The sequence below is a fragment of the Thermomicrobiales bacterium genome, from assembly GCA_023954495.1.
Classification (GTDB): Bacteria; Chloroflexota; Chloroflexia; order Thermomicrobiales; family CFX8; genus JAMLIA01.
Map to the genome: position 1 here is coordinate 55,619 of JAMLIA010000002.1, position 24,380 is coordinate 79,998.

The 24,380-nt window shown below is 62.8% G+C and carries 24 protein-coding genes; 11 read left to right on the plus strand and 13 right to left on the minus strand.

The features are described from left to right. Positions 1 to 72 precede the first annotated feature (72 nt). From M9890_00625 to M9890_00635, 3 genes are read left to right on the plus strand one after another with little or no spacing between them, the layout of a single operon-like run. The gene (locus tag M9890_00625) at positions 73 to 864 is read left to right on the plus strand and encodes a hypothetical protein (protein ID MCO5175475.1); all 792 of its coding nucleotides are present in this window, start codon (positions 73 to 75) and stop codon (positions 862 to 864) included. Beyond that, complete coding sequence (locus M9890_00630; protein MCO5175476.1) at positions 864 to 1,679, plus strand: ABC-2 family transporter protein; 816 nt, start codon at positions 864 to 866, stop codon at positions 1,677 to 1,679. The genes M9890_00625 and M9890_00630 overlap by 1 nt, the downstream gene beginning before the upstream one ends. Positions 1,680 to 1,685: 6 nt before the next feature. After that, positions 1,686 to 2,708, plus strand: coding sequence for an ATP-binding cassette domain-containing protein (locus tag M9890_00635; GenBank protein MCO5175477.1), 1,023 nt, complete (start codon positions 1,686 to 1,688; stop codon positions 2,706 to 2,708). On the opposite strand, the gene M9890_00640 is transcribed toward M9890_00635, so the two are convergent. The 6 genes from M9890_00640 to M9890_00665 form a co-directional block, all read right to left on the minus strand. Next, positions 2,657 to 3,436 carry a methyltransferase domain-containing protein gene (locus M9890_00640; protein MCO5175478.1) on the minus strand — a complete coding sequence of 260 codons (780 nt, stop codon included), beginning with the start codon at positions 3,434 to 3,436 and terminating at the stop codon, positions 2,657 to 2,659. The genes M9890_00635 and M9890_00640 overlap by 52 nt on opposite strands. Positions 3,437 to 3,469: 33 nt before the next feature. Then, the gene (locus tag M9890_00645; protein ID MCO5175479.1) at positions 3,470 to 4,276 is read right to left on the minus strand and encodes an energy-coupling factor transporter transmembrane protein EcfT; all 807 of its coding nucleotides are present in this window, start codon (positions 4,274 to 4,276) and stop codon (positions 3,470 to 3,472) included. Then, the gene (locus M9890_00650; protein ID MCO5175480.1) at positions 4,273 to 5,118 is read right to left on the minus strand and encodes an energy-coupling factor ABC transporter ATP-binding protein; all 846 of its coding nucleotides are present in this window, start codon (positions 5,116 to 5,118) and stop codon (positions 4,273 to 4,275) included. The genes M9890_00645 and M9890_00650 overlap by 4 nt, the downstream gene beginning before the upstream one ends. Further along, complete coding sequence (locus M9890_00655) at positions 5,115 to 6,005, minus strand: ATP-binding cassette domain-containing protein (GenBank protein ID MCO5175481.1); 891 nt, start codon at positions 6,003 to 6,005, stop codon at positions 5,115 to 5,117. Before M9890_00655 ends, M9890_00650 begins: the two co-directional genes overlap by 4 nt. Before the next feature lie 143 nt (positions 6,006 to 6,148). Beyond that, on the minus strand, positions 6,149 to 6,781 hold the full coding sequence (locus tag M9890_00660) for an ECF transporter S component (GenBank protein ID MCO5175482.1): 633 nt from the start codon (positions 6,779 to 6,781) through the stop codon (positions 6,149 to 6,151). A 220-nt stretch (positions 6,782 to 7,001) separates the two neighbouring features. Next, positions 7,002 to 7,223, minus strand: a complete 222-nt coding sequence (locus M9890_00665) for a CsbD family protein (GenBank protein ID MCO5175483.1) — start codon at positions 7,221 to 7,223, stop codon at positions 7,002 to 7,004. Positions 7,224 to 7,347: 124 nt separating this feature from the next. Here M9890_00665 and ybaK point away from each other — a divergent pair, with 124 nt between their 5' ends. Beyond that, positions 7,348 to 7,827, plus strand: a complete 480-nt coding sequence (gene ybaK / locus M9890_00670) for a Cys-tRNA(Pro) deacylase (protein ID MCO5175484.1) — start codon at positions 7,348 to 7,350, stop codon at positions 7,825 to 7,827. Positions 7,828 to 8,187: 360 nt separating this feature from the next. Here ybaK and M9890_00675 read toward each other — a convergent pair whose 3' ends face one another. Then, entirely contained in the window at positions 8,188 to 9,108 is a 921-nt protein-coding gene (locus M9890_00675; GenBank protein MCO5175485.1) for a hypothetical protein, read from the minus strand. A 172-nt stretch (positions 9,109 to 9,280) separates the two neighbouring features. Between M9890_00675 and M9890_00680 the strand changes: the two genes are divergently transcribed. The 5 genes from M9890_00680 (at position 9,281) to M9890_00700 (ending at position 14,954) form a co-directional block, all read left to right on the plus strand. Continuing rightward, a complete protein-coding gene (locus tag M9890_00680) occupies positions 9,281 to 9,547 on the plus strand; it encodes a hypothetical protein (protein ID MCO5175486.1) in 267 nt (88 codons plus the stop codon). After that, positions 9,544 to 11,238: an AMP-binding protein gene (locus tag M9890_00685; GenBank protein ID MCO5175487.1), complete on the plus strand. Its 1,695-nt coding sequence runs from the start codon at positions 9,544 to 9,546 to the stop codon at positions 11,236 to 11,238. Before M9890_00680 ends, M9890_00685 begins: the two co-directional genes overlap by 4 nt. A 159-nt stretch (positions 11,239 to 11,397) precedes the next feature. Beyond that, positions 11,398 to 13,047: a dihydroxy-acid dehydratase gene (gene ilvD / locus M9890_00690; protein MCO5175488.1), complete on the plus strand. Its 1,650-nt coding sequence runs from the start codon at positions 11,398 to 11,400 to the stop codon at positions 13,045 to 13,047. A gap of 91 nt (positions 13,048 to 13,138) precedes the next feature. Further along, positions 13,139 to 14,335: an MFS transporter gene (locus M9890_00695; protein ID MCO5175489.1), complete on the plus strand. Its 1,197-nt coding sequence runs from the start codon at positions 13,139 to 13,141 to the stop codon at positions 14,333 to 14,335. Between the two features lie 7 nt (positions 14,336 to 14,342). Beyond that, positions 14,343 to 14,954 (plus strand): GNAT family N-acetyltransferase, encoded by a 612-nt coding sequence (locus M9890_00700; GenBank protein MCO5175490.1) that lies wholly within the window; start codon positions 14,343 to 14,345, stop codon positions 14,952 to 14,954. A 5-nt stretch (positions 14,955 to 14,959) separates the two neighbouring features. Here M9890_00700 and M9890_00705 read toward each other — a convergent pair whose 3' ends face one another. The 5 genes from M9890_00705 to M9890_00725 form a co-directional block, all read right to left on the minus strand. Next, the gene (locus M9890_00705; protein MCO5175491.1) at positions 14,960 to 16,366 is read right to left on the minus strand and encodes an amidase; all 1,407 of its coding nucleotides are present in this window, start codon (positions 16,364 to 16,366) and stop codon (positions 14,960 to 14,962) included. A gap of 440 nt (positions 16,367 to 16,806) precedes the next feature. Then, positions 16,807 to 17,664, minus strand: a complete 858-nt coding sequence (locus tag M9890_00710) for an MBL fold metallo-hydrolase (protein MCO5175492.1) — start codon at positions 17,662 to 17,664, stop codon at positions 16,807 to 16,809. Positions 17,665 to 17,685: 21 nt separating this feature from the next. Further along, complete coding sequence (locus M9890_00715) at positions 17,686 to 18,489, minus strand: Sir2 family NAD-dependent protein deacetylase (protein ID MCO5175493.1); 804 nt, start codon at positions 18,487 to 18,489, stop codon at positions 17,686 to 17,688. Positions 18,490 to 18,544: 55 nt separating this feature from the next. After that, complete coding sequence (locus M9890_00720; GenBank protein MCO5175494.1) at positions 18,545 to 19,840, minus strand: MFS transporter; 1,296 nt, start codon at positions 19,838 to 19,840, stop codon at positions 18,545 to 18,547. 83 nt (positions 19,841 to 19,923) lie between these two features. Next, complete coding sequence (locus tag M9890_00725; protein MCO5175495.1) at positions 19,924 to 21,786, minus strand: transketolase; 1,863 nt, start codon at positions 21,784 to 21,786, stop codon at positions 19,924 to 19,926. 229 nt (positions 21,787 to 22,015) lie between these two features. Here M9890_00725 and M9890_00730 point away from each other — a divergent pair, with 229 nt between their 5' ends. After that, a complete protein-coding gene (locus tag M9890_00730; protein MCO5175496.1) occupies positions 22,016 to 22,324 on the plus strand; it encodes a hypothetical protein in 309 nt (102 codons plus the stop codon). Between the two features lie 40 nt (positions 22,325 to 22,364). After that, positions 22,365 to 23,810 carry an IMP dehydrogenase gene (gene guaB / locus M9890_00735; protein ID MCO5175497.1) on the plus strand — a complete coding sequence of 482 codons (1,446 nt, stop codon included), beginning with the start codon at positions 22,365 to 22,367 and terminating at the stop codon, positions 23,808 to 23,810. 15 nt (positions 23,811 to 23,825) lie between these two features. On the opposite strand, the gene M9890_00740 is transcribed toward guaB, so the two are convergent. Then, complete coding sequence (locus tag M9890_00740) at positions 23,826 to 24,284, minus strand: gamma-glutamylcyclotransferase (protein ID MCO5175498.1); 459 nt, start codon at positions 24,282 to 24,284, stop codon at positions 23,826 to 23,828. Positions 24,285 to 24,380: the final 96 nt, after the last annotated feature.

Below are 24,380 nucleotides of genomic sequence, written 5' to 3' on the forward strand. Positions count from 1 at the left end.
GTCTCCGATCCTGCGCTGTTCGTAACGATTGATCTGAATCGACGGCGAGCGATTTCGTCGTAGGAGGCTCCTGTGCGTCTGTATCTGGAGATTGTCAGGCGCGCATTCTCACGGCAACTCACCTACCGTGCGGCGACGCTCGCCGGTATGACGACCAACTGCTTTTTCGGCATCCTGCGTTCATACGTGTTCATGGCCGCCTACACCGGACGGGTCGACGCGCGCGGTTGGGCTCTGGATGATGCGCTGACCTATGTCTGGGTCGGTCAGGCGTTGATCATGCCGGTCTTCATGTGGGGGTGGTGGGATATCGCGTTGATCATTCGCTCCGGAGATGTCGCGACCTATCTCAGCAAGCCGTTCGACTTCTACGGGTACTGGCTCAGTCAGGATACCGGACGAGCGATTTGCCACACCATGACGCGCGGCGTGCCGACAATGCTGACCGGCCTCATTCTGTTCGATGTCTTCCTGCCCAGGACCGTGACGACTGCGGTCGCCTTCGCCATCAGTGTCGTGTTGGCGGTCTGGATCAGCTTCGGGCTGCGTTATCTCGTAAACATCTCGGCATTCTGGCTGCTGGATTATCGCGGTCCGGGCATCCTGCTGATGTTCGCGACGAGCTTCTTTTCGGGCCTGCTGGTGCCGCTCGTGTTCTGGCCGGACTGGGCGCGGCAGGTCGCCGAGGCTTTGCCGTTCTCCGGGATGATCCAGGTGCCCGCCGATGTCTACCTCGGCATGCTGACTGGCGACGCACTCCTCGGCGCGCTGGCGTTCCAGCTCGCGTGGGCGGTCGGCCTGATGGTTGTTGGCCGTCGGCTCACGTCGCTCGCGATTACGCGAGTCGTGGTGCAGGGGGGCTGATGACGACGAGACTCCGCCAGGACATCAGCCTCTATATGACGCTCGTGCGCTCGCGCGTGCGCAGTCAGGCGCAGTACCGTGGTTCCTTTCTGCTGCTCACGTTCGTTACGTTCCTCGGTATGGCAACCGAGCTTGTTGCGCTCATCTTCCTGCTCGATACCTTTGGCGACATCGCAGGCTGGGACATTGGCGAGATCGCGCTGCTCTACGGTCTGGCCGGTGTCGCGTTCGGCATCTCCGAAATGATCGGCGCTGGGTTCGACATGTTCCGCGACATGATCCGGCAGGGCGAGCTGGACCAGTTGCTGCTCAGGCCGGCCGGCGTCTTCACGCAGGTGATGGCAGCTGACTTTCAGTTGCGGCGCTTCAGTCGTATCGGTCAGGCATTGGTCGCGCTGGTTCTGGCATTGCGCTGGACCTCAATCGACTGGACACCGGAGAAGATGCTGTACCTCCCGTTGGTGATCGCCAGCGGCGCAGTCATGTTCCTGGCTGTGTTTGTTCTCGGCGCAACACTCTGCTTTTGGACGGTTGAAAGCGTTGAGGTCATCAACACGCTGACGAACGGCGGCTCGGAAATGACCAGCTACCCGATGTCGATCTATCACGACCTGATGCAGCGCTTCTTCACCTTCGTGATTCCGCTGTTGTTCGTGTCCTACATCCCGGCGTTGTATCTGCTCGACCGCCCCGAGGCGAGCGATTGGCCGCGCTGGATTCCGCTGATGCCGCCGGTCGCTGCGGCGGGGCTGGCTGGTGTTGCCTACGTCCTCTGGGGCATTGGTGTGCGGCATTATCGCAGTGCAGGGAGCTGAATCGGCATGACAGGAACTGCGACCATCGTTGTCGAAGACTTGCAGCGCACGTTTACGGTACGCAAGCGCAATACCGACTCGGGTGCGCTGCGTCGCGTTCTCACACGCAGCACCAAGGTCGTGCAGGCAGTTGCTGATATCTCGTTTGCGATTCCGCGTGGCGACATCGTCGGTTATGTCGGCCCGAACGGGGCTGGCAAGAGCACGACGATCAAGATGCTGACTGGCATCCTCGTGCCGACGAGCGGCTCGGTGCGCGTGCTTGACCTGGTTCCGTGGCAGCAGCGCCGCCAATTGGCGTCACACATCGGCGTCGTGTTCGGCCAGCGTACGCAACTGTGGTGGGACCTGCCGCTGATCGAGTCGCTGGAACTCCTGCGGCACGTCTACCGAGTCCCGGCCCAGCGCTTCGCCGAGAATCTGGCTCGGTTTCGCGCGATCCTCGAGCTTGATCCGTTCCTCGATACGCCAGTTCGGCAGCTCAGCCTCGGGCAACGGATGCGTGGCGACTTGGCGGCTGCGCTTTTGCACGATCCCGAGATTCTCTATCTCGACGAGCCGACGATCGGATTGGACGTCGTCGCCAAGGCGCGCATCCGCGAGTTCCTGCAACTGGTCAACCGGGATCGCGGCGTGACGGTGCTGCTGACAACGCACGATATGTCAGATATTGCCCACCTCTGTCGCCGGATGATGATCATTGACCACGGACGATTGATTTACGACGGCAGCGTCAGCGAGATTCGCGATCGTTTCGGCACCGCTCGAACGCTCGTAATTGACCTTGAATATGCGCCGGACGAACCGATCAGCCTGGATCACGCCTGTGAAGTACGCGCAGACGGACCACGTCGCTGGATACAGTTTCGCCGCGACGAGGCAACTGCTGCCGAACTCATCGCCGAGATTTCGCGCCGCCACCCAGTGCGCGACCTGACCATTGAGGAGCCAGAGATCGAAGGCATCGTCCGTCAGATTTATGAAGACGGATTTGAATCGCTGACACCTGCATCACGCCGGAGCTGGTGAACGGTGACGATCGTCCCGGCATCTTCCGGGTCGAGCCACGGGCCGTCGTGCGTCGTCGACTGATCTACCCAGCTGCGCTCCAGCAGGAGTGCGAGAAACCGCTTGGCTGCAGCACGTCCCGGCTCAGCTAGCCAGAGCAGTCCGTCTGCTGCCACGAGCGTGTCGAGCAGCGACAGCAACGGCTCGACGTCGCGCGATTCGTAGAGCACATCTGCGGCGAGCACGACCGGAAACGGCGCGAGTCCGCCAAGCGCGCTGCCCGGTTCGCGCCAGTTGCATTGAATCGCGACCGGCTGGCGTCCAGCATTCCGGCGCGTGTTCTCACTGCACAGGGTTAACGCGTCATCGGCGTAGTCGGCGACGGTCAGGTCGGCCCCTGTTGCCAACGCCGCAATCGCCGTGATGCCGATTCCGGAGCCGATCTCGAACACGCGAGACCCCGCCAGCACGCCCGGCTCCGCAACAATCTCAGCGGCCAGCGCGACGCCGCTGGGCCACACCTCAGCCCAGTACGGCAGATTCTGCTCCGGATCGTTCTGGACAGCGTCAAGGAGTCGGTCCATGTCATCCGGCTTCCAGATCGTGTAGGCGACTCCACTCCCCGGCAGTGAGACATCAACCTCCTGCAGCGCGACCCGGTTGCTGAGTTCAGCCCAGTCTCGTGCGCTCGGTGTCGCTTCGTGTGGTTCGGACGGGTCGACCTGTGCGTTGCTAGTTGTGATGCTCATGGCGATTCCAGCCTGACCATTTCTGCTGCCGCATCATGCAAACAGCGCGAAAAGCGACTGCCCAAATCCGTTGAAAAGCGTTTGCCAGATCAGAAGTGCGGCGAGGACGACCGTGACGGCCAGCACGAGCCAGTCGACAGAGCGCATCTGGATATCGCGCAAGACTGTCCGTGTGCGGCTCGCTCCAAAGCCGCGCGACTCCAGCGTCATCGCCAGTTGCTCGCTGGTGCGCAGCGCGCTGACAAGCGCCGCAACAAGGATCGGTAGCATCTGTCGCGCCCGCCGCATCCACCAGCCTTCGAGCACGAGCCCACGAGCTTGCTGCGCATCGGTGATCGTCGCCCAGGTACCTGCGTAGGTCGGGATGAACCGCAACGCAATCGTCAGCGCCATGCCCCAGCGGAACGGCAACCCCAGCCGAACGAAGCCACGAACGAGGTCGCGCGCGTCGGTCGTTCCGATCCACAGCACAAACAAGAAGTTAATGACAGCTATCCGCAGCGCGTTGGCAACGCCACGAAGTAGCCCGTGGTCGGTGATGTCGATCGGGCCGAGCGTCAGGATGACATCGCCGGTGTGATCGAACAGTGGCCAGACGAGGACGATCAAGACGAGCAGCAGCGAGATCGCCCGCCAGGCCGTCGCCAGACGCTCCCAGGGATAGCCAGATGCCAGCAGGACAACATGTACTAGTATCAGCGCCAGCACGAGAAGCGGGAGATTGATCCAGAAGAACGTGACAACGCCGGAGAGCAACGCGACGAAGAGCTTGACGCGCGGATCCATGCGATGGAGCCACGATGTGCCGGGAACGTAGAACTCAAGCGCAGAGGCGGTCATCGTTCCCTCGCCAGCAGATCGGCAACAGCCGCAACAACACCGTCGCTCGTCGTGACTCCACGCGGCACGCCGTACGGCTCAAGTGACTGTGCGATGCGCGCGGCCTCCGGCGCGGCCAGGCTGGCGGCGGTCATCAGATCTTGATCTGCAAACAGGCTGCTCGGCGGTCCGTCGGCGACGATCCGCCCTTGACTGAGCACAACCAGGCGCTGCGCGTATTCAGCGACCAGACGCATCTCGTGCGTAATGAGGATGACTGATCGTCCTTCGGCTGTGAGCGACTGGAGCATCGTCATCAACGCAGTCGTCAGACGCAGGTCCAGCCCGCCAGTTGGCTCGTCCAGCACGATCGCTCCCGGATCCATCGCCATCACAGCCGCCAAGGCAGTGAGCCGACGAAGTCCGCGCCCGAGCGACGCCGGATGTCGCCCGGCAACGTCAGCCAGCCCAAATCGCGTAAGCGTGTCGTCGACGCGATCGTTGAGTGCTGCTCCAGTTAGCCCGAGGCGACTCGGCCCCCACTCAACCTCCTTGCGAACAGAGGGGAGAAACAGCTGGTGATCGGGATTCTGAAAGACGTAACCGATGCGCGCTGCCAATCGACCGACCGACTCGGTGCGTGTATCCGTTCCGTCGACGGTCACGCTCCCGGCATCCGGCTTCAGCAAGCCGTTCAGGTGCCGCGCCAGCGTTGACTTGCCCGAGCCGTTGCGGCCGGCGATCGCCACCAGTTTCCCCGGATCAATCCGCAGCGACACATCATTGAGCGCCAGATGGTCGGGCTGGCCGGCGACGGAGTATGCGAACGAGACGTGTTCGACCTTGATCCGGGCGTCGCTCACGATCGCGTCGCCGATGTCAACAGCGACGACAACGAGCGGACTGCCGCGTCGCTCTCGATGAACTCAAGTGGCTCGCCTGCTGCAGATCGAAGCCCGGCCGCGATGCTCGCCGCAGCCGGCACGTCTATGCCGCGTTCGATCAGCGGCTCCGGATTTCGATACAGGCTGGCGGGGTCCGTGACGGTGACGATGGCAGCGCTGTCCAGCACGGCTATGCGGTCGGCGAGGCGTGCGAGCACCTCCGGGTCGCGTTCGACCAGGATGACGGTGACGTGCGCGTCGCGCTGTCGCAGATCTGCAATGACCTTCGTGATCTCCCGTCGGCCGGCTGGATCCAGCTCGGCGGTCGGTTCATCGAGAACGATGATGTCCGGTCGCATCGTGAGTACTCCCGCGATTCCGACGCGCTGCTTCTGGCCCCCCGACAGCTGCTGGACCGAGCGGAATCGGGCGTCAGCCATGTCGACGACATCCAGCGCCCAGGTGATCCGTTGCTCGATTTCTTCTGGCGCAACGCCGAGATTCTCCGGACCGAATGCAAGCTCATCCTCAACAGTCAGCCCGAGCAGGTTCGCCTCCGGGTCCTGAAACACGACGCCGACGCGTGTCGAGAGTTGCGGGATGGGCACGCGCTTCGTGTTCCACTCACCGATCCAGACATCGCCACGAATCGTGCCCCCAGTCTGTTGTGGCACGATGCCATTCAGAGCCAGGCACAGAGAGGTCTTGCCGCTGCCGGTCGTGCCGGTCACACCAAGCAGCTCCCCTTCGCGCACCTCCAGCGAGACACCTTCGAGCGCCCAGGCAGCCTCGTCGTCGGCGCTGTCATCGAACGCCGGATAGCGATAGTGCAGGTTGTCGATTCGGACGGCAATCGTTTCGGGCACCCGTACTCGTCTCCTCGGCATCGCTCCGTTGCGAGAATCATAGCCGCCAGCGCCGGACCTCGCTGCGCAGGTGGCGAGATGAAAACCCTCCCCGCAATTGGGAAGGGCTTTCGATCGTGCAACCTGGGTTGAGTCGCGAAAAACTACTCCTCGACCCAGCTCGGCCCGGCACCCCAGCGGCGAACCGGCGGGTAGGCCTGGCGGATCGCGATGATGAGCGGGACCGCGACGATCGCTGCGATCAGCACCTGGAAGGTGTTCGGCCAGACAGCGGCGGCTGCCGTAGCAAAAGCCGACTTGCCCTCATCTGCCTGGAACGAGTTGAACGATCCGGCTGAGATCAGGATCCACTGATACAGGAAGTAGCCGACGACGACGATTGCGCCGCCAACGATCACTGCCAGGATTGTGCGTGCCAGTCCGCCGCGCCAGGCGATCAGACCGGCGACGAGCGCCTGCAACCCGTGGATGATGAACGTGCCGGGTGCCCACGCGCCGAAGCCGCTCGACAGATCGGCCAATGCCGTGCCGGTCCCGCCTGCGACCGCGCCGACGATCGGGCCGAAGAGGAACGCTGCTACATACAGCGCAATGTCACCGAAGTGGATGTAGCCGCCCGGGCCAATCGTGATCTGGACAACGCGGGTCATGACGAAGACGACCGCGATCATGACTGCCGCCGCAGCAATCAGCCGGACATCAACGCCCCCGATGTCGCTGACACTGACGTTCTTCGGCGCGTCCTTCTTGGAGCCGCTGGACTTGTCGATGCTCACCGTTCCCACCCCCTGAATCCGACGACCGGAGATTGCATGCGCATCGACCGTCGCATGCTCATCTTTCGGCCGAGACACTCCGATGTCTCTATGCTGCTATCGTCGGCTCCAGCCATAAACATCCAATTGGAGCCATCCAACTGCTGCAATGGGGGTATGGCAACGGCGCGGACGAATCCGCGCCGTCAGGGTTGCTCGGAGATCTATATCGGGTTGCGGACTAGTTGTCCTTGTCGCGCTTGAACACGTCTTCGACGGCGTCCTTGGCGTCTTCGACAGCGTCCTTCACCTTGCCAAGGAACTGCTTGCCTTCGCCCTTGGCTTCGTCCAGCTTGCCCTCGTCACGCAGCTCTTCGTTGTCGGTGAGATCACCGGCAGCCTGCTTGGCCTTGCCTTTGAGCTCGTCGAACTTGCCTGATACTTTGTCGTTCGTTCCTGACATGAGATAACCCTCCCTGAACACGTACTCGGATAACGCCGCTGTCGGTAACGCAAGCGGAATGCCACACGCGCTTGCCAGCGGATGTACGTTTCGAAATGGATGGACTCACTCGGAAGGACGGATCGTGAAGCGCAGTGCGTCAACACCTGCAATCGCGGAGCTACAGCGTGCCGACGTGTCGTTCACAGTCTCTGAATATGACGTTGAGCGTACCGAGTCCGACTGGGGAGCGCAGGCGGCACGCACGCTGAACATCGATCCGGCGCGAGTGTTCAAGACGCTCGTCGTCGAGCTGGACGGACGGCGGCTGGCGGTTGTTGTTGTTCCGGCGGACGCGCGCTTTCGCGCCAGGTCAGTGGCAGCGGTCTTCGGTGCGCGCGAAGCTCAGCTCGCAAATCAGAAGGATGCCGAGCGAGCGACCGGCTACGTGATCGGCGGGATCAGCCCGCTTGGACAACGACGCAAGCTGCAGATAGCCATCGACGAATCGGCGTTGGAATTCACGACGATTTGTATCAGCGCTGGTCGGCGCGGCTTGGAGATCGAGCTGGCTCCGAACGACCTGGTCACGCTCACTGGCGCGCAGGTCGGCCCACTTACCTGACAGCAACATGGGCAAAAGGGAAAGGCCCCGACAAGCCGCTGCTTCTCGACGCGTGCCTACCGTCACTTCCGTGCCGCGCGGCGAACCGCTCGGTGGTCGGTATCGATAGTCGGTTGGCGGCAGACCACTTTCCAGACGTCATGATCTCTGCGGTAGGTCTCGTCACAGGGCTTGCGTCCGTGTCGCGACTCCGACTGGAGATCTCAGGCCCATCAGCCATACATCCGAAGAAGAGTGGCGTCCGGTGCGTCGATCCACGAGAACTCATCGGGACCGTACATACACGATAGCAGCACCGTGACAGGATGTCAATACCCAGTTTCATCGAATTTCGAAATTGCTTTGGGTTAGGTTCGTGATCTAGCGGAGCACGACCACCAGGAGGACGATGACAGCGATAACAAGCGCGATGGCGGCGAGCGTGCCGATGATCTTCGTGCGCGACTTTGGCCGCTTGCCGACAATTTCGCCGGTGTGTCCATTCAGCAGCACCCGATAGTCTGCACCGTTGTAGCGATAGCCGAAGATCCAGACCGGGAGATAGCAGAGCGAGGCGGAACGTTCGGAGATGCGGGTGTCGACCCGCGTGACGCGCTCAACCTCGTTCGCGCAGGCATCACGCTCGAGTTGCGTGATTTTCGGTTCACCTGCTGCCCAGGCACCGTCGAGATCGAGGCCCGGCTCCTCGGCGGAATATCCGGCAATCGCATCGGTCGAGAATGTCAGCATCCCCTCTTCGGGGAATGGCATGAGCTGGTCACCCTCGGCTTGTGTCAGGCCAGATGAACCCGAGATCCAGACGCGATGCCGCCCATCATGTGTGCCGCTACGCCGATGCCACGTCTTGTACTCTTCGTCTTCCATGCGTGTGCCGGATTTGCCGGCACTGTCGGTGAATGAGCGTGCAACCTGACGAGTGTGCGTTTGTGAAACCTCGCCTTCCCACTCCGACGTCGCGTGCGCGTCCAGCCGCCAGAACGGCACATAGGTGCCCTGCCCGCGATCCAGCGCTGAACGCGACTGCAAATCACCCGGCGCAAAGAACGACGATCCGAGCCAATCGCGAATGGCATCGACCGCGCCGGATTTCTCAATAGCAAAGGGAAGGACGAGGCGCGATACTGATGCAGACGATGGCGTCCCGGCAGCCGTGGCGCGGACTGCGACCTCGGTGCCGCAAAATGGACAACGCAGCATCTGCGTTCGCGGATCGAACGTGGTGGTCGCTCCGCAGTTTGAGCAGGTATACGTCTTAAGTGTCGGTGTGGAGTTTGCGGTCATTCTCGGCCCTGCAAAAGCGCAAATGACAAACCGTATCGTGTCTGCCGTAGCGGCGAGTGTACGGCCATAATGAACCTGGCGCAATTGCTGCTCCTTGTTGACCAACCAGCGCCGACTGAACACAATCGTCCTGCTGACGCTCCAGGTGCACAGTGCTATAGAGGGGATTCCGATGGCGCTCCCAACTGCCGAGTTCTCGAACCTGCCAATTGCGTGGCAACCAGATGAAGCGCGTCTGTCGCGCAGTCGTGCGCTGGCGTTCGCACGGGCGCACGGCGTGGCTGGCTGGGAAGGGATGGCGGCCAGGGCTGCTGCCGATCCAGCCTGGTTCTGGGGCGCTGTCGTGGAAGAGCTGGGCATCGTCTGGCGCAAGCCGTACGAGCAGGTGCTGGATCTTCGCGATGGACCCGCTGGCCGCACTGGTTCACGGGGGCCATGAACTATGTGGTGTCGGCGGTTGACCGCCATTGTGCGGCACGCGGCAGTGAGACGGCGCTCATCTGGGAAGGCGACGATGGCGCGACCCGCTCGCTGACATTCGATGATCTGGCCCAACAGGTAAACCGTACTGCCAATGGTCTGCGGTCGATCGGCATTGGCAAGGGCGATCGCGTCGGCATCTATCTGCCGATGATCGTTGAGGCCGCAGTCGTGACGCTGGCTTGCAGTCGGATCGGCGCGGTCTATGTGCCGATGTTCTCAGGGTATGGCGCGGATGCCGTGGCGACGCGATTGAGCGACGCCGAGGCGCAGGTGCTCATTACCGCCGATGGGTTTTACCGGCGCGGCTCGGTGGTGCGAATGAAGGAGACGGCGGACGCAGCGCTGGCCGAAGCACCGTTGGTGAAGCAGGTTGTTGTCGTCCGGCGTACTGGTCACGACGTGCCGTGGACGGATGGGCGCGACATCTGGTGGGATGATGTGCTCGATTCGCAGGCAGACACCTGCGACCCGGAAGATACAGCCGCGGACGATCCCTACATGATCATCTACACCTCCGGCACGACCGGCAAACCGAAGGGTGCTGTTCACGTGCATTCCGGTTTCCCGATCAAGGCAGCGCAGGATCTCGCCTTCTGCTTCGATGTGCACGAGGGCGACCGGCTGTTCTGGGTGACCGATCTGGGCTGGATGATGGGGCCGTGGGCGGTTGCCGGCGGACTGATCGCCGGGGCGTCGGTCGTTCTCTACGAGGGTACGCCCGACTATCCCGAGCCGGATCGTCTCTGGCAGGTCGTTGAGCGCCACGAGGCGACCATTCTCGGCATCTCTCCAACACTCATTCGGGCGCTGATGGGACGCGGCGACGAGTGGGTCACGCGTCACGAGCTGCCGACGTTGAGTACGCTGGGATCGACCGGCGAGCCGTGGAATCCGGGACCATGGCTCTGGACGTTCAACAACGTTGGCAAGGGGCGCTGCCCAATTGTGAACTATTCCGGCGGGACGGAGATCAGCGGCGGCATCGTTTCCTCAACGACGATCCATCCGCAGAAGCCCTGCTCGTTCAACGGTGCTGTCCCGGGAGTCCCTGCCGATGTCGTTGACGAAGAAGGGCGCTCGGTGCGCAACGCCGTCGGCGAGCTCATCATTCGCGGCCCGTGGGTCGGCATGACCAACGGTTTCTGGCGCGATGATGAACGGTATGAAGCGACATACTGGTCGAAGATGCCCGGCGCGTGGGTCCACGGCGATTGGGCAATGGTCGACGACGACGGCTTCTGGTACATCCTCGGCCGCTCGGACGACACCCTCAACATCGCCGGGAAGCGCATTGGGCCAGCTGAGCTCGAATCGGCGGCTGTCGCGCATCCTCTGGTGCAAGAGGCCGCCGCCATCGGCGTGCCTCACGAGATCAAGGGCGAAGCGATTGTCGTGTTTGTCATCCTTACACCGGGCGCTGAGGAGTCTGATAGCCTGCGGGCTGAGATCAGAGCAACAGTTGCGGAGCATGTTGGCAAGCCGCTGCAACCTGATCGCGTGCTCTTTGTGGACGACCTGCCAAAGACGCGCAATGCCAAGATCATGCGGCGCGTCATTCGCGGTCGCTATCTGGAGTTGGAAGACCTCGGCGACCTGTCGTCGCTAGAGAACGTGGCCGCTGTCGATGGCATCGGCAGCGCCCGCTAGCCACGGGGGTTGCGCCACCGGCGCGGGCCGGTGAATATTCAGTGTGCGGGAGATTGGGAAGGGCGCGACGCCTGCACAGGCAGGTTCGCGAACGCTGCGAAAGGCGAGAAGCAGATGGTGAGCTCGACGCAATTTGATACGCGTCACAAGAGCCGGGTGATGAATGATGGGCGCGATCGCGCGGCAGCGCGCGCAATGCTGCACGCAATCGGGTTGTCCGACGACGATCTGCGCAAGCCGATTATCGGCGTCGCCCACTCGTGGATCGGGACGATGCCCTGCAACTTCGGTCTGCGGCGTCTCGCCCAGCAAGTGATGGCCGGTATCCGCGCAGCCGGTGGAACGCCGATGGAAGTCAACACGGTCGCCATTTCCGACGGCGTGACGATGGGTACTGAGGGCATGAAGGCGTCGCTCGTGTCGCGCGAAGTGATCGCCGACTCGATCGAGCTTGTCGCTCGCGGCCACATGTTCGATGCGATCGTCATTCTGGCGGCTTGCGACAAGACGCTGCCGGCGTCAGCGATGGCGCTGATCCGACTCGATATCCCCGGCTTCGTGCTATACGGCGGGTCGATCTACCCGGGCCGGTTCCAGAATCGCGATGTGACCATTGTCGATGTCTTCGAAGGCGTCGGGGCGAATGCCGCCGGTCGGATGACCGACGAAGAATTGAACGTGCTGGAGCACGCTGCCTGCCCCGGAGCAGGCGCTTGCGGCGGGCAGTTCACGGCCAACACGATGGCCGGCGCGCTCGAAACGCTGGGGCTGTCGCCGGTTGGGATGGCAAGCGTGCCACAGGAGGATCCGAAGAAGGAAAAGATCGGGTTCAAGGCCGGCGAGCTGGTTATGGAGCAATTGGAGCGCGGCCTGCTCCCCAGCCAGATCCTGACGCGCACTGCCTTCGAGAACATGATCTCGGCAGCTTGCGCGACCGGCGGCTCGACGAACATCGTGCTGCATTCGCTGGCGATGGCACGCGAGGCCGGCATTGATCTGACCATTGATGACTTCAACGCGATCTCGCAGCGCACGCCGGTGATCGCTGACCTGATGCCGGGCGGCAAGTACACGGCGGTTGATGTCTACAACGCAGGTGGCATTGAGCTCATCACCAAGCGTCTGATCGAAGGCGGCGTCGTCGATGGCACCCAGCTCACGCCGACCGGTGCGACGCTGGCCGAAGCAACGCAGGATGCTGAGCCGACCGAAGGCCAGAAGGTTGTCTACACTGTCGACGAACCCCTCAAGCCTACTGGCGGCCTCGTCATTCTCAAGGGCAACCTTGCTCCAGAGGGCAGCGTGATCAAGATCGCGGCTGCCGATCGCAACTACCAGCGTGGCCCGGCTCGTGTCTTTGAGCGCGAGGAAGATGCCATGCACGCAGTCACCGAGGGCGAGATCAAGCCCGGCGACATCATCGTCATCCGCTACGAGGGGCCGCGAGGTGGTCCGGGCATGCGCGAGATGCTGGGCGTGACCGGCGCGCTGGTCGGTGCCGGTCTCGGCGACTCGGTTGGGTTGCTGACGGACGGACGCTTCTCAGGTGGCACGCGCGGATTCTGCATCGGCCACGTCGCCCCGGAGGCTGCGGTTGGCGGACCGATTGCAGCAGTCCGCGATGGCGACATTGTTGTGATCGACATTGCCAACACCTCGCTGTCGGTCGAGCTCACCGACGAGGAAATCGCCGAACGGATGAGCGACTGGACGCGCCCGAAGCCATCCTACGAAAGCGGTGTCTTCGCCAAGTATGCCGCGCTGGTCTCCAGCGCCGCCGAAGGCGCGGTGACGCGGCCGACCTGGTAGCGACTTCAATGCACGCGATCCGGTCTGGTTGGCCTGGCCGGATCGCAACTACGCGGGGATCTGACTGGGGGCGGGCATTTCATCACAGGGTGTGACGGCAGACGTAGACGATACAGCTGGCGAGGCGACCGAGGCTCAGGTCGATGGCTATGACGCTCGGGGCGTCGGTGTCTGCTCGTTCGCCCACTTCTCGCACGACATGTACACGTCGTTTATTGGACCGCTCATCCCGGCGATCCGTGACCAGCTCGGCATCCCGCTCTTCCTCGTCAGCCTGATGATTCCTGCGCAGCAGATGCCGAGCGTCTTCCAGCCGTTGATTGGCTACGTCGCCGATCGCACCAGTCGACGCTGGTTCGTCGTTCTCGCGCCGGCCATCGCGGCGATAGCCATCTCGTCACTGGGCCTGGCTCCCAACATCGCCACCGTGTTGCTGTTGCTGCTGATCTCGGGACTCGCGTCGGCCATGTTCCATGCCCCGGCTGTCTCGTTGGTTGGCGAGTATGGCGGACAGCGCATGGGCAAGGCCATGTCGATCTTTATGTCAGGTGGGGAACTCTCGCGCACCATCGGTCCGCTGATCATCACCGGCGCGATCGCGCTGTTCACGTTGCGCGGCTCGTTCGTCGTGGCGATCTTCGGGATCGTCGCCTCGATCCTCCTCTACTTCACGCTCGACACGACCGGTGCTGAGGCATCTCAACGCGATCTGGAGCAGCCGGGCTTTGGGGCGTTGTTTCGCACGAGACGACGTGCGGTCTCAGCGATCCTCGCATTTTCAATTCTCATCGGCATAGTAACGACACCGTTCAACTATTTCCTGGTTGAGTTTCTGATTCAGCGCGGGCATGGCGAGTGGTACGGCGGATTCGCACTCTCGACGCTCTTTGCTGCTGGCATTGTCGGTGCGCTGGTATTCGGAAGTCTGTCTGACCGAATTGGTCGGCGACCGATCCTGCTCTTGCTGGTTGCCACGACCCCACTGTTGATGTCACTGTATCTCTGGCTGGAGAACGGTAGTTGGTTGGTGCTGCTAGTTCTTGCCCTTGCTGGTGCAGCCATGATGGCGCCGAGGACGATTATCCTGGCGATGGCAGCTGAAGTTGTGCCCGAAGCGCGCGGGCCGATGGCCGGCATGCTGTTGGCGCTCGGCTTCGTGGCGCAGAGCATCGCGGCGCTGAGCTTTGGCGCGCTATCCGATGCGGTCGGGATCAGCACCGCCTACTGGGTCGTGCCGTTCGCGACGTTCCTCTGCCTTCCGTGCGTCGCGCTGATGCCTCGAAACTAGCAGGGCAATGCAACCCGTCGAGCTGATCGAACTGAAGATGACGCTCGAATTCGGCATCGCCCCGGTTGGCGACATCCTGCCGATCGCTACGAACGAGCAGGATGACCAGCCGCGTGTTCTGGTGAGTCACGTCGCAAATCATTTCCGAATGTATCTGCGCGAAGACGTCCCTCAGATGGCTCACGAACAGATCCGTTCGCTCGGCGCTGCTCGCTGCTACGACGACGAAGAAGTGGTCCGCGCCATCCTCGCCCACCAGATGCCGATTCAGCATGTTCGACGTATCTGCTGGTATGTTGCGGCACGCCGCCCTTCGCCGGCAGAGTATGTGGACGTTCGCCGCGTCGACGACCGATACGTCATCATCTGCGATGGCCGCGAAGTCGCCTGGGCCGAGACAGACTGGGAGAACGGAGAGGCTGCCGAAGTCTCGATCGAGACGCATCCGGACTACCGCCGCCGCGGCTTCGCCCGTCAAGTGACCGCGGCGTGGATCGCCGCAGCCCTCGATGCCAGCAAGGTCGGTTTCTACAGCCACCGCCTCACCAATGACGCATCACGCGCGGTCGCGAGCAGCCTCGGCCTCGTACACCTTTCGGACGAGGTTGAGTACATCTGACACGATCAGCCCAGCGCCGGACGATGCTGCCGCCACGGGAATGCTTCCTCCCAGGCGGCTGAGGCGCGCAGAACCGTCGCATCGTCGTGCCAGCGACCAACGAACTGCAGCGCAACTGGCAATCCGTTCGCGGCGAACCCGCAGGGAATCGTCGCAGCCGGCTGACCGGTGACATTGAACGGGTAGGTGAACGCGGTCCAGCCCAGGTAGGTCGTTGGAACACCGTTGATCTGGCCGGGATGATCGTCGCCCGCGGGGAACGCGGTGACCGGCAATTGCGGCGTGACCAGCAGGTCGTAGCGCTCCATGAATTTGCGCATGGCATCTGCCCACGCACCACGCTCGGCCAGGGCTGCATAATGCTCAATCGCGCTCATCGCCAGCCCGCGTTCGATGATCGGAATTCGACCCGGATCGATCTGGTCGCGGACTTGATCAAAGTTGTCGCGATGAGCGCCGGCCTGCGCGACCGACCAGAGCGTGTCGACGATTGGCCACGGATCGGGCAGACCGATTTCGACCTCTTCAATGTCGCAGCCGAGGTCGGCGAGCTTCGCAGCGGCCTGCGCTGTGATTGCAGCAACCTCAGGATCAACGTTGGCGAATCCCAGGTCTGGCGACCAGCCAACGCGCAGCCCCTTGATGTCGCCCTCACAGGCTGCCAGGTAGTCTTCGTCGAGCGGCCATGTTCCCGCGTCGCGGGGATCTGCCCCGGCGGTGACGTTCATGAGCAGCGCAGCATCGCGCACAGTCCGCGTGATCGGGCCGATATGGGCCAGCTTCTCGACCGAGCTCGGAGGGTAGTACGCCACTCGTGCAAGCGACGGCTTCAGCCCATAGACGCCGCAGAATCCGGCCGGGATTCGGATCGAGCCTGCCCCGTCGGTACCGGATGCCAGCGGCCCCAGCCCTGCTCCCACCGCAGTTGCTGCCCCACCGCTCGAACCACCGGGAGTGTGTCCGTGCTTCCATGGATTGTGCGTTGGGCCGAACACGCGATTGCCCGAGTCGCCCTTCCAGCCCAGCTCAGGCGTGTTGGTCTTACCGAGCATGACCGCACCGGCGGCATAGACACGTTCGACGAACGGCGCGTCTTCGTCGGGTACTTCGTCGGCGTACAACAGCGACCCGCGTGTCGTGCGAATGCCTTTGGTGTAGGTGATGTCCTTGATCGAAATCGGCACGCCAGTCAGCGCGCCGGTCGCATCGCCCTGCATGTAGGTGCGCTCAGCCGCTTGCGCGTCGGCACGGGCGCGATCCGCCGTAACGGTAACGAACGCATTCAGTGTCGGGTTCACGCGCTCCATCCGCTCGAGGACCGCCTCTGTGACCTCGACAGGTGAGAGTGTTTTCTGTTTGTAGGCGTCCATCAACTCGGTCGCCGACATGTAGCAAAGATCGGTTGCGTCCACCCCGTCCTCCTGTCGCATCGCCGTTTTGGGTACCGTAACACGATTCCGCGCGTGCGAATCCAAATGAGCCGTCAGCGCTACATTGCCAGTCTGTGTGGCGCGGCAGCCACCGCAGACGCCCATTGTCTTGAGCGCACACACCAAATCTCTCCTCTGTGCTGGGCCGCATCGAACGGGAGGGAGATCTTTCGCTGCGGCTCAAGATGACAGGACAAAAGGTAGCTGCCGCGCGCGGCACCGCATGCTGGACAGAGGAGTGAGCGGTCCATCAGTTTCAGCATGTCGAGGCGCCCGATCCGACAGCCATCCTCGTAGCCTGTCATCTTGAGCCGCAGCGAAGATCTCACCGTTCGATACATCCCAACGCAAACGAGCCTTCGTCCGTGCACACTCGACATGACAGGAGTCACGTGTGATTGCCGAGCCAGCATATCTGGCCATTAAAGGCCGATGACGTCGCCATCCTGCGCGATCTCAAAGCCACGTTCGCGGACCGTCGCGGCTTCTGCGCTGGCTGGATCGACGAGCGGGTTCGAGTGATTGAGGTGCGTGAATACGATACGTGTGCGTCCGGATCTTGCCAGTTCTTCGAAACGATCCAGCGATTCTGTCACGGGCGGATGTGGCACCCCCGGTCGCGTGAACGGCTCCCAGAATGTGCCGTCGATGAGCGCTACATCTACCGATCCGAGCGTTTCGGTTGGGTCGAAGTCCCAGTCGTCCCAGCGGTCGATGTCCGGCAAATAGAGGACGCTGCGCGTCGGGCCGTCGATCCGGTAGGCGACCGTGTCGGTTCGCCACTCGGACCGGTGCGGGACGGGGATTGGAACGACGCTGAGGCCCGACGTGAGATTGTGCGCTTCGCCGACAGGCAGTGGCGAGAGCGAGATGAAGCCATCCTCCACCATCTGCCGCCACGGCTCGTTGGCTGCGAGGAGCTGAATCGTCAGCGGAGGGCCATACACGCGCACGAGGTTCGCCGCCATGACAGATTTGTCCAGCTGCCAGAGGCCGACGTAGTGGCCGGTGTGGGCGTGCGTCAGCAGAATTGTCGGGGGTGGCTGGTAGCGTGCGCCGGGCGTGCTATCCGGCGATGCTGACTGCAGCAGGTGCATCTGTTCACCGACGGCGCTCGTGGCGTCGATCAGGATGGTCTCGCCGCCGGCACGAATGCCGAGTGATGCCGGAGTGCGGCGGAAGCCCGGTTCGACTCGTGCGCGTTCGCACTGCGCGCATCGACAGCCTGCGTGGGGCAGCCCGCCATCCTGGGCGGTGCCCAGCACGACAATCTCGCTCAATCTGCGCTCCGTTCGCCCAACTCAAAAGCCCGGTTCCGACGACAGCAATCGTTCCGCCAGATACGTTAGCGCCAGCCCGGCCGGGGCATCAACCCGTAGATCGGCAATGTCGTCCAGGCCGGTTTGACCCTTGTTGAGGATCGCGAGGTAGGCCCCGGACTCCTTGGCGATGGCCGGGACGCGCGCGGCGGGATTCACCAGCAGCGTCGATCCGACGACGAGCATCACGCCTGCCTGCTGCGCGACCGTGAATCCGACGCGCAGCGCATCTTGCGGCACCGGCTCGCCGAACGCGATCGTTCCGGACTTCAGGATGCCGCCGCAATTCGGGCATGGCGGCGGGTCCTGCTGGTCGCCATAGGCATCCAGGATTTCGCGCGCCAGATAGCGTTCGCCGCACTTCGTGCAGCGCACCATCCGGCTGCTGCCGTGCAGCTCGATCACTCGCGCCGGATCGGAGCCGGCCTCCTGCTGGAGTCCGTCAATATTTTGAGTGACGATCGCCAGCATGACGAACGCGCGCTCGATCTGTGTCAGTGCGCGGTGGCCGGCGTTTGGCTGGCGCGCTTCGACCTCGGCCAGCCGTTCCGGCAGGCGCTTCCACCACTCACGACGCGCGTCCGGACTATTCATGAAGTCGTCGTAGGTGAACGGCTTGGCATTGCCGGTGGTCCATAGACCCTGCGGTCCACGGTAGTCTGGGATGCCCGACTCTGTCGAGATGCCAGCGCCCGTGAATGCGACGAGCGGCGCGTGGAAGCGAACGATTTCGGCGAGCTCGCCGAGGCGGTGCGTCTGGTCTGGCGTCAGTTCGGTAGAGATCAACGGTGCGGCCCTCTTCGGTGCGATGCATTGCGATACTTCGAGCCTACGCCATGCGTCAATCGGTGGACAGTGGCTCGATTGCTGGCGGGTTGGCTGTTCCAGTCGCTGGTGTGCCGTCATCAGGCAGTCGGCCGCCGAACGCGATGACGTAGACCGCGACTGACAGGATGCAGAACACGCTGAGTGACAGGTATGCCGGAGTATAGCTGCCCGTCCGCGCGATGATCTGCCCGGAGATGAACGCCGCAATCGCGTAGCCGATATTCCACGATGCTGAACGCAAGCCGAATGCATGCGCGCGGGCTTGTGGCGGCAGCAGACCACCAGCGTGAGCCGGACTCCAGCGGCCACGAGACAGCCGGAGATCTTTGCGACCGGCGTAACCGAGTGAGACCAGCCAGGCTGTTGGGAACGGTATCAGCGCAAGGTGAACCGGAATGAAGAATACGCGCGTCCAGATCTGTGCCGAAACGTAACCGATGCGCGCTGCGAGCGCTGGTCCGGCGACCGACAGAACCGTCGCCGCGAGACCCGAGAGCGCGAAGATGAGGCCGATGGTCCCGGCCGGTGTCCCCATGTTGGTCAGCAGGACGTTGTAAAACGGCTCGACTGCCCCGACGCCGAGCGCGAGGAACAGGCCGAGCAGCATCAATGAGCCGACATCGCGGCGAGCCTGGCGGCGGACTCGGTGTGACAGGAGCTGTGCGTGCGAGACGCGAAAGTCTTCGTGATGTCGTTCCTGGCGCGCGGTACCCATGACCAGCAGCGGAGCGATGCTGATCGCCGTCAGACCGGCGCCGATAATCAGCGTCCAACGATATGCCTCGGCCGAGCTGGCGGCGCTATCGGTCAGTGCACCAACGCCGGATGGCAACAGTCCGCCGACCAGGCTCCCGAGCATGATCGAGCCGGAACTGATCGCGGATGAGAGGGCTGCCATCAGCGCCGTGTGCTGCCTCGGAGTCCATTCGATGACGAACGGCATCTGGCCGGTCATGATGAACGCGCTGCCGATGCCATTCATTGCCGCGAGAATAAGCAGTGCCGACTCCGATGTGACTGTTGCCAGCACGACCATGCTGATCGCGAATTCAATTGTGCCAAGCGTGAGACAGATCCAGTTGCCGAAGCGATTGATCAGGAACCCAATCAGCAGGCAGGTGATGCCCATCGAGAGCGTATAGATGCCGTTGACCGCACCGATGAAGCCTTCGTCGTAGCCGAGCTGCACGAGATAGAGGTTGAAGATGAGGGTGAAGACGCCGATGCCGATGAACGACAGGAGAGCAAACCCCAGGAACAGATGAATATCGCGCCCACAGTCCACGACCTTTTGCCAGTAGGCGCGCATGTTCTCCCGTTGCCGTCCGATGAGCTATTCGACGCGTGGTGTGGCCCGCGGTGCGCCCTGCACCGCGGGCCGTTTCGACAATCCTATCCGAGCAGGCCGCGGACTGCATCGGCAATGTGGCTGGCGGAGATGCCGGCCCAGTCCAGCAGCTGTTCTGGCGTCGCGGAGCCGGGCAGGCCCCTCGGCGCGAGATGCTTCATCTGCACCGTGAACGAGTTGCTACTGGTTGCCAGCGCCTCAAGGACAGCAGAGCCGATTCCGCCCTGCGGCCAGTGATCCTCGACAACAACCAGTCGGCCTTCGGTCGCCTCGAGTGCGGCCCGCAACGTGTCGACATCGACCGGCTTGACTGAATACAGATCAACCAGCCGGACATTGACGCCGTCCTCGGCCAGCGCGTCTGTCGCCTTGATCGCCTCGTGCAGCGTAATGCCGGCAGCGACGATCGTGACCTTGTCGTCGTCCGACTCCCGCACGACGCGGCTGCCGCCGATGGCGAACGTTTCGTCGGCACCGTAAATCACCGGTGTTGCGGCGCGTGTCGTCCGCAGGTAGGCGATGCCGGTGTGGTCCGCCATCTGGCGGACGAGTGCGACCGTCTGGTTCGCGTCTGATGGATACAGCACCACGCTGCCGTGCACGGCGCGCATCATCGCGATGTCCTCCAGCGCCATCTGAGACGGCCCGTCCTCGCCGATCGAGACTCCGGCGTGTGAGCCGCACAGCTTGATGTTGGCCTGCGAGATCGCGGCCATGCGGATGAAGTCGTAGGCGCGGCTCATGAACGCGCCGAAGGTGGAGGCGAACGGCACGTAGCCACGGACGCCGATGCCGACCGCGCTGGCGACCATCTGCTGCTCGGCGATGAACATCTCGAAGAAGCGCTCCGGGTAGGCGTTCTTGAACACCTCCGACATCGTCGAGTTGGAGACTTCGGCGTCCAGTACAACAACGTCCGAGCGCTCTCCACCGACCGCCTTGAGGCCGTCGCCGTAAGCCTTGCGCGTAGCGACCGACTCACCGAGGTCGTAGGTCGCTGACGCATCAGCTGCGCTCGTCGACCCCGGTGTCTGCGCAGAGACCGCCGGGGCCTCAGGGACGTCGAACGTCAGGTCGGTCTTGCCGCCCAGCTCAGCGATCGTCTCGTCGAGTTTGTCCTTCGGCACCGGCTTGCCGTGCCAGCCGTTTTCGTTGGCCATCCATGAGATGCCCTTGCCCTTGACGGTGCGGGCGACGATCAGGACAGGCTGTTCGTTCGTTTCCTGATGGGCGAGCGCGAGATCGAATCCGCGCTTGATGTCGTCGAAGTCGTGGCCATCGATCTCGATCGGGTGCCAGCCGAATGCGCGGGCGCGCGCGGCGTACTCATCGCCGTCCCAGCCGTACTCCGTCTCACCGCGTTGGCCAAGCCGGTTCATGTCGAGGATGCCGATCAGGTTGCCCAGCTTGTAGTAGTTGGCTTTGTCCATGCCCTCGGCGATCGAGCCCTCGGCGAACTCGGAGTCGCCGCACAGCACCCAGACGCGGTAGGGCAGCTTGTCGAGATACTTGGCAGCCATCGCGACGCCGACCGCAATCGGCAGTCCCTGGCCGAGCGATCCGGTGGCAACGTCAACCCACGGCAGAACCGGCGTTGGATGGCCCTGGAATGGGCTGCCGAGCTGCCGATAGGTCATCATCTCATCGTCGGAGATCGCTCCGGCGGCCCGATACATCGCATAAAGCAGTGATGATGCGTGGCCCTTCGAGAAGATCAGGTGGTCGTTGCCGGGGTTGTCGGGCTGGTCGAAGTTGTATTTCAGATACTTTGTCATGAGGACCGCCATGATGTCGGCGGCTGAGAGCGCCGAGCTGGGGTGTCCTGACCCAGCGGCGGTACTGGTGCGGACGCTATCGACGCGAAGTTGTTGCGCGAGCGCCGACAGGTCTGTGGAAACTGCCGTCATACCTCGAATCCCTCTCTCCATACGGCGTGCGTCGCCCGCTTATGGCGGTTGATCGGTGACCTCCATATCGCCAACCCGTATTCAATCATGCGAGTCGGTGTTGCGGTTCGCTACTAAGAACGCGCACATCCTCGTTGATTCCCGTTCCGCCAGATTCTGGCCACCAAATTTGGTACGAAATGTGCGCTGCTCATCCCGATGACGTGAGCACGAATCAGGAGCACATCGGATGAACAACGACACAAACACGCCGCGCCGAGATATTCGCCGCAAAGACATCGAACCGCTGATGGAGCGGGCCGAGGATCGTGCGCCGGATGGTGACCTGCCAGATGATGCACAGGTCTCGAACGATGATCTTCCACAATGGATGCTCGATGAGGCGGCAGCCGGCAGTGGGGACGATGACGACGACATCCCGGAACACCTCTGGCCGGCGGAAGGCGCTGACACGCTTGGCGAGTACACTCGTCGCATATCCGAGTCGATTGACGAGGCCGTCGACCGGCTGCCCGATCCCGAAAATTCGCCGAAATAACGGTAGGCCATGTCACATTCGACTGCACGTTGGGGGGTACATGCACATTCGTAGCGAACCAGCTTTGACCTTTGATGATGTTCTGCTTGTTCCGAAGCGGTCGGGAATCCGGTCGCGTCGGGCGGTCTCGACAACGACGCAGCTCACAAAGCGCATCAGCCTCGTACTGCCGATCGTGTCATCTAATATGGACACCGTCACGGAAGCGCGGATGGCGATTGCGCTGGCCAAGATCGGCGGCATCGGCATCATCCACCGCTTCATGACGCCGGAACGTCAGGCCGCAGAGATCGAACAGGTGAAGCGGTCCGAGGGATACGTCGTTGTCGAGCCTCAGCGCATTACCCCCGACGCCACAATCTCGGCTGCTCGACGGATGCTCGCCGAGTACAACATCGGCGGGTTGATCGTCTCCGGGCCGGCTGACGAAATCCTCGGCGTCGTGACCGCACGCGATCTCCTCTTTGAGGAGCAGTCCGATCTGCCCGTTACCGCAGTGATGACACCGCGCGATCGACTCGTTACGGGATCTCCGATGTCATCGCTCGATGACGCGCGCAAGGCTCTGCGCTCCGCCCGTATTGAGAAGCTGCCGCTTGTTGATGAACAGGGCCGGTTGCACGGCCTGGTCACGGCGCAGGACATTCGTAAGCTCGACGATCAGCCGGATGCGACCAAGGACGAGCTGGGTCGCTTACGCGTCGGCGCAGCGATTGGCGTGCGTCCGACGGATATTGAGCGTGCGGCATTGTGTGTCGAGGCCGGTGCTGACGTGCTGGTGGTCGATATTGCCCACGGGCACTCCGATGCGGCACTCGACATGGTGACTGCGCTGAAGAAGCGTTTCCCTGATGTTGATGTCGTGGGCGGAAACGTGGCGAGTGGTGACGGCGTGCGCGACATGGTTGCAGCCGGGGCCGACGCCGTAAAGATCGGCGTCGGTGCCGGCTCGATCTGCATCACGCGCATCGCGACCGGATTTGGCGTGCCGCAGCTCACCGCTGTCGCCGAGTGCGGCGACGTCGGTCGTGAGTTGAACGTGCCGATCATTGCCGATGGTGGTATTCGTACCTCCGGCGACATCACCAAAGCGTTGGCTGCGGGGGCAAGCACGGTCATGCTCGGTAGCCTGCTGGCTGGCACCGACGAGGCCCCCGGGGCGCCGGTTGTCCGCCGGGGAAGGCGCTACAAGATCGTGCGCGGCATGGCTTCGCTGACCGCCAACGTCGATCGACAGCGGGTCGAGCGCGGCGACGAGGTCGACGACACCGACTGGCTCGAGGTTGTGCCGGAGGGCGTTGAAGCGATCGTGCCGGCGCGTGGCCCGGTGGCCGATGTCGTCTATCAGCTCGTTGGTGGCCTGCGCTCCGGCCTTAGTTACGCAGGCGCGGCAACGATTCCGGAACTCTGGGAGCGTGCCGAGTTTGTACAGATCACCGCAGCCGGTGTCACCGAGAGCGGCGCGCACGATGTCGAGGTATCGTAGCAGCGCTGCGACTGGCTAGCGCGCAACTGACCTTTCGACAAGTGCGGTGATCTCAGCCTGATATTCCGCAGGGAGATCGCAGTTGGTTGCGCCCTTGAGGATTGGGCGGACGTAGTTTGCCGATGGCTGAAAGTCGCCTTGCGAGTTTGGAATCAGATAGGTAATCGCCGACACGGACTCGCCGCTGCTGGTTGTCACTTGCACCGGTATCTGCTTATACATCCCCTGATCGACCCCGGAGATGCTGTCGAGCTGGGCGAGCGTCGCGTCGTCCAGTTCGTATAGCAGACCGTAGATCGTGTGGTCGGCCGCCTCGATCAGGTGGCAGCCGCCGTTGCTGCCGCCGAGATTGTGCGCCGCGAATGTGACTCGCCAGCCGGAAACGCTGCCGGTCTCGCCGGGCGTCGCGGTCGGGCAGAACTTCCCCATCTCGTCGCGATCCAGCAATGTGCAGTACGCGAAATAGTGCGCCATGTGTTCCTGCTTTCATGATTGGTAACTCAGTGCGCCCATCCTACTCGCTACCCAGTTGATTGTCGCAACCAGATCGCGAGTATCATCGCCGTGCAA

What these genes read in the sequence shown, in the direction of transcription:
- M9890_00630 (MCO5175476.1), top strand. Translation starts at nt 864, where the DNA reads ATGACGACGAGACTCCGCCAGGACATCAGCCTCTATATGACGCTCGTG.
- M9890_00635 (MCO5175477.1), top strand. Translation starts at nt 1,686, where the DNA reads ATGACAGGAACTGCGACCATCGTTGTCGAAGACTTGCAGCGCACGTTT.
- M9890_00640 (MCO5175478.1), bottom strand. Translation starts at nt 3,436, where the DNA reads ATGAGCATCACAACTAGCAACGCACAGGTCGACCCGTCCGAACCACAC.
- M9890_00645 (MCO5175479.1), bottom strand. Translation starts at nt 4,276, where the DNA reads ATGACCGCCTCTGCGCTTGAGTTCTACGTTCCCGGCACATCGTGGCTC.
- M9890_00665 (MCO5175483.1), bottom strand. Translation starts at nt 7,223, where the DNA reads ATGTCAGGAACGAACGACAAAGTATCAGGCAAGTTCGACGAGCTCAAA.
- M9890_00675 (MCO5175485.1), bottom strand. Translation starts at nt 9,108, where the DNA reads ATGACCGCAAACTCCACACCGACACTTAAGACGTATACCTGCTCAAAC.
- M9890_00680 (MCO5175486.1), top strand. Translation starts at nt 9,281, where the DNA reads ATGGCGCTCCCAACTGCCGAGTTCTCGAACCTGCCAATTGCGTGGCAA.
- M9890_00685 (MCO5175487.1), top strand. Translation starts at nt 9,544, where the DNA reads ATGAACTATGTGGTGTCGGCGGTTGACCGCCATTGTGCGGCACGCGGC.
- ilvD (MCO5175488.1), top strand. Translation starts at nt 11,398, where the DNA reads ATGAATGATGGGCGCGATCGCGCGGCAGCGCGCGCAATGCTGCACGCA.
- M9890_00700 (MCO5175490.1), top strand. Translation starts at nt 14,343, where the DNA reads ATGCAACCCGTCGAGCTGATCGAACTGAAGATGACGCTCGAATTCGGC.
- M9890_00720 (MCO5175494.1), bottom strand. Translation starts at nt 19,840, where the DNA reads ATGCGCGCCTACTGGCAAAAGGTCGTGGACTGTGGGCGCGATATTCAT.
- M9890_00725 (MCO5175495.1), bottom strand. Translation starts at nt 21,786, where the DNA reads ATGACGGCAGTTTCCACAGACCTGTCGGCGCTCGCGCAACAACTTCGC.
- M9890_00730 (MCO5175496.1), top strand. Translation starts at nt 22,016, where the DNA reads ATGAACAACGACACAAACACGCCGCGCCGAGATATTCGCCGCAAAGAC.
- guaB (MCO5175497.1), top strand. Translation starts at nt 22,365, where the DNA reads ATGCACATTCGTAGCGAACCAGCTTTGACCTTTGATGATGTTCTGCTT.
- M9890_00740 (MCO5175498.1), bottom strand. Translation starts at nt 24,284, where the DNA reads ATGGCGCACTATTTCGCGTACTGCACATTGCTGGATCGCGACGAGATG.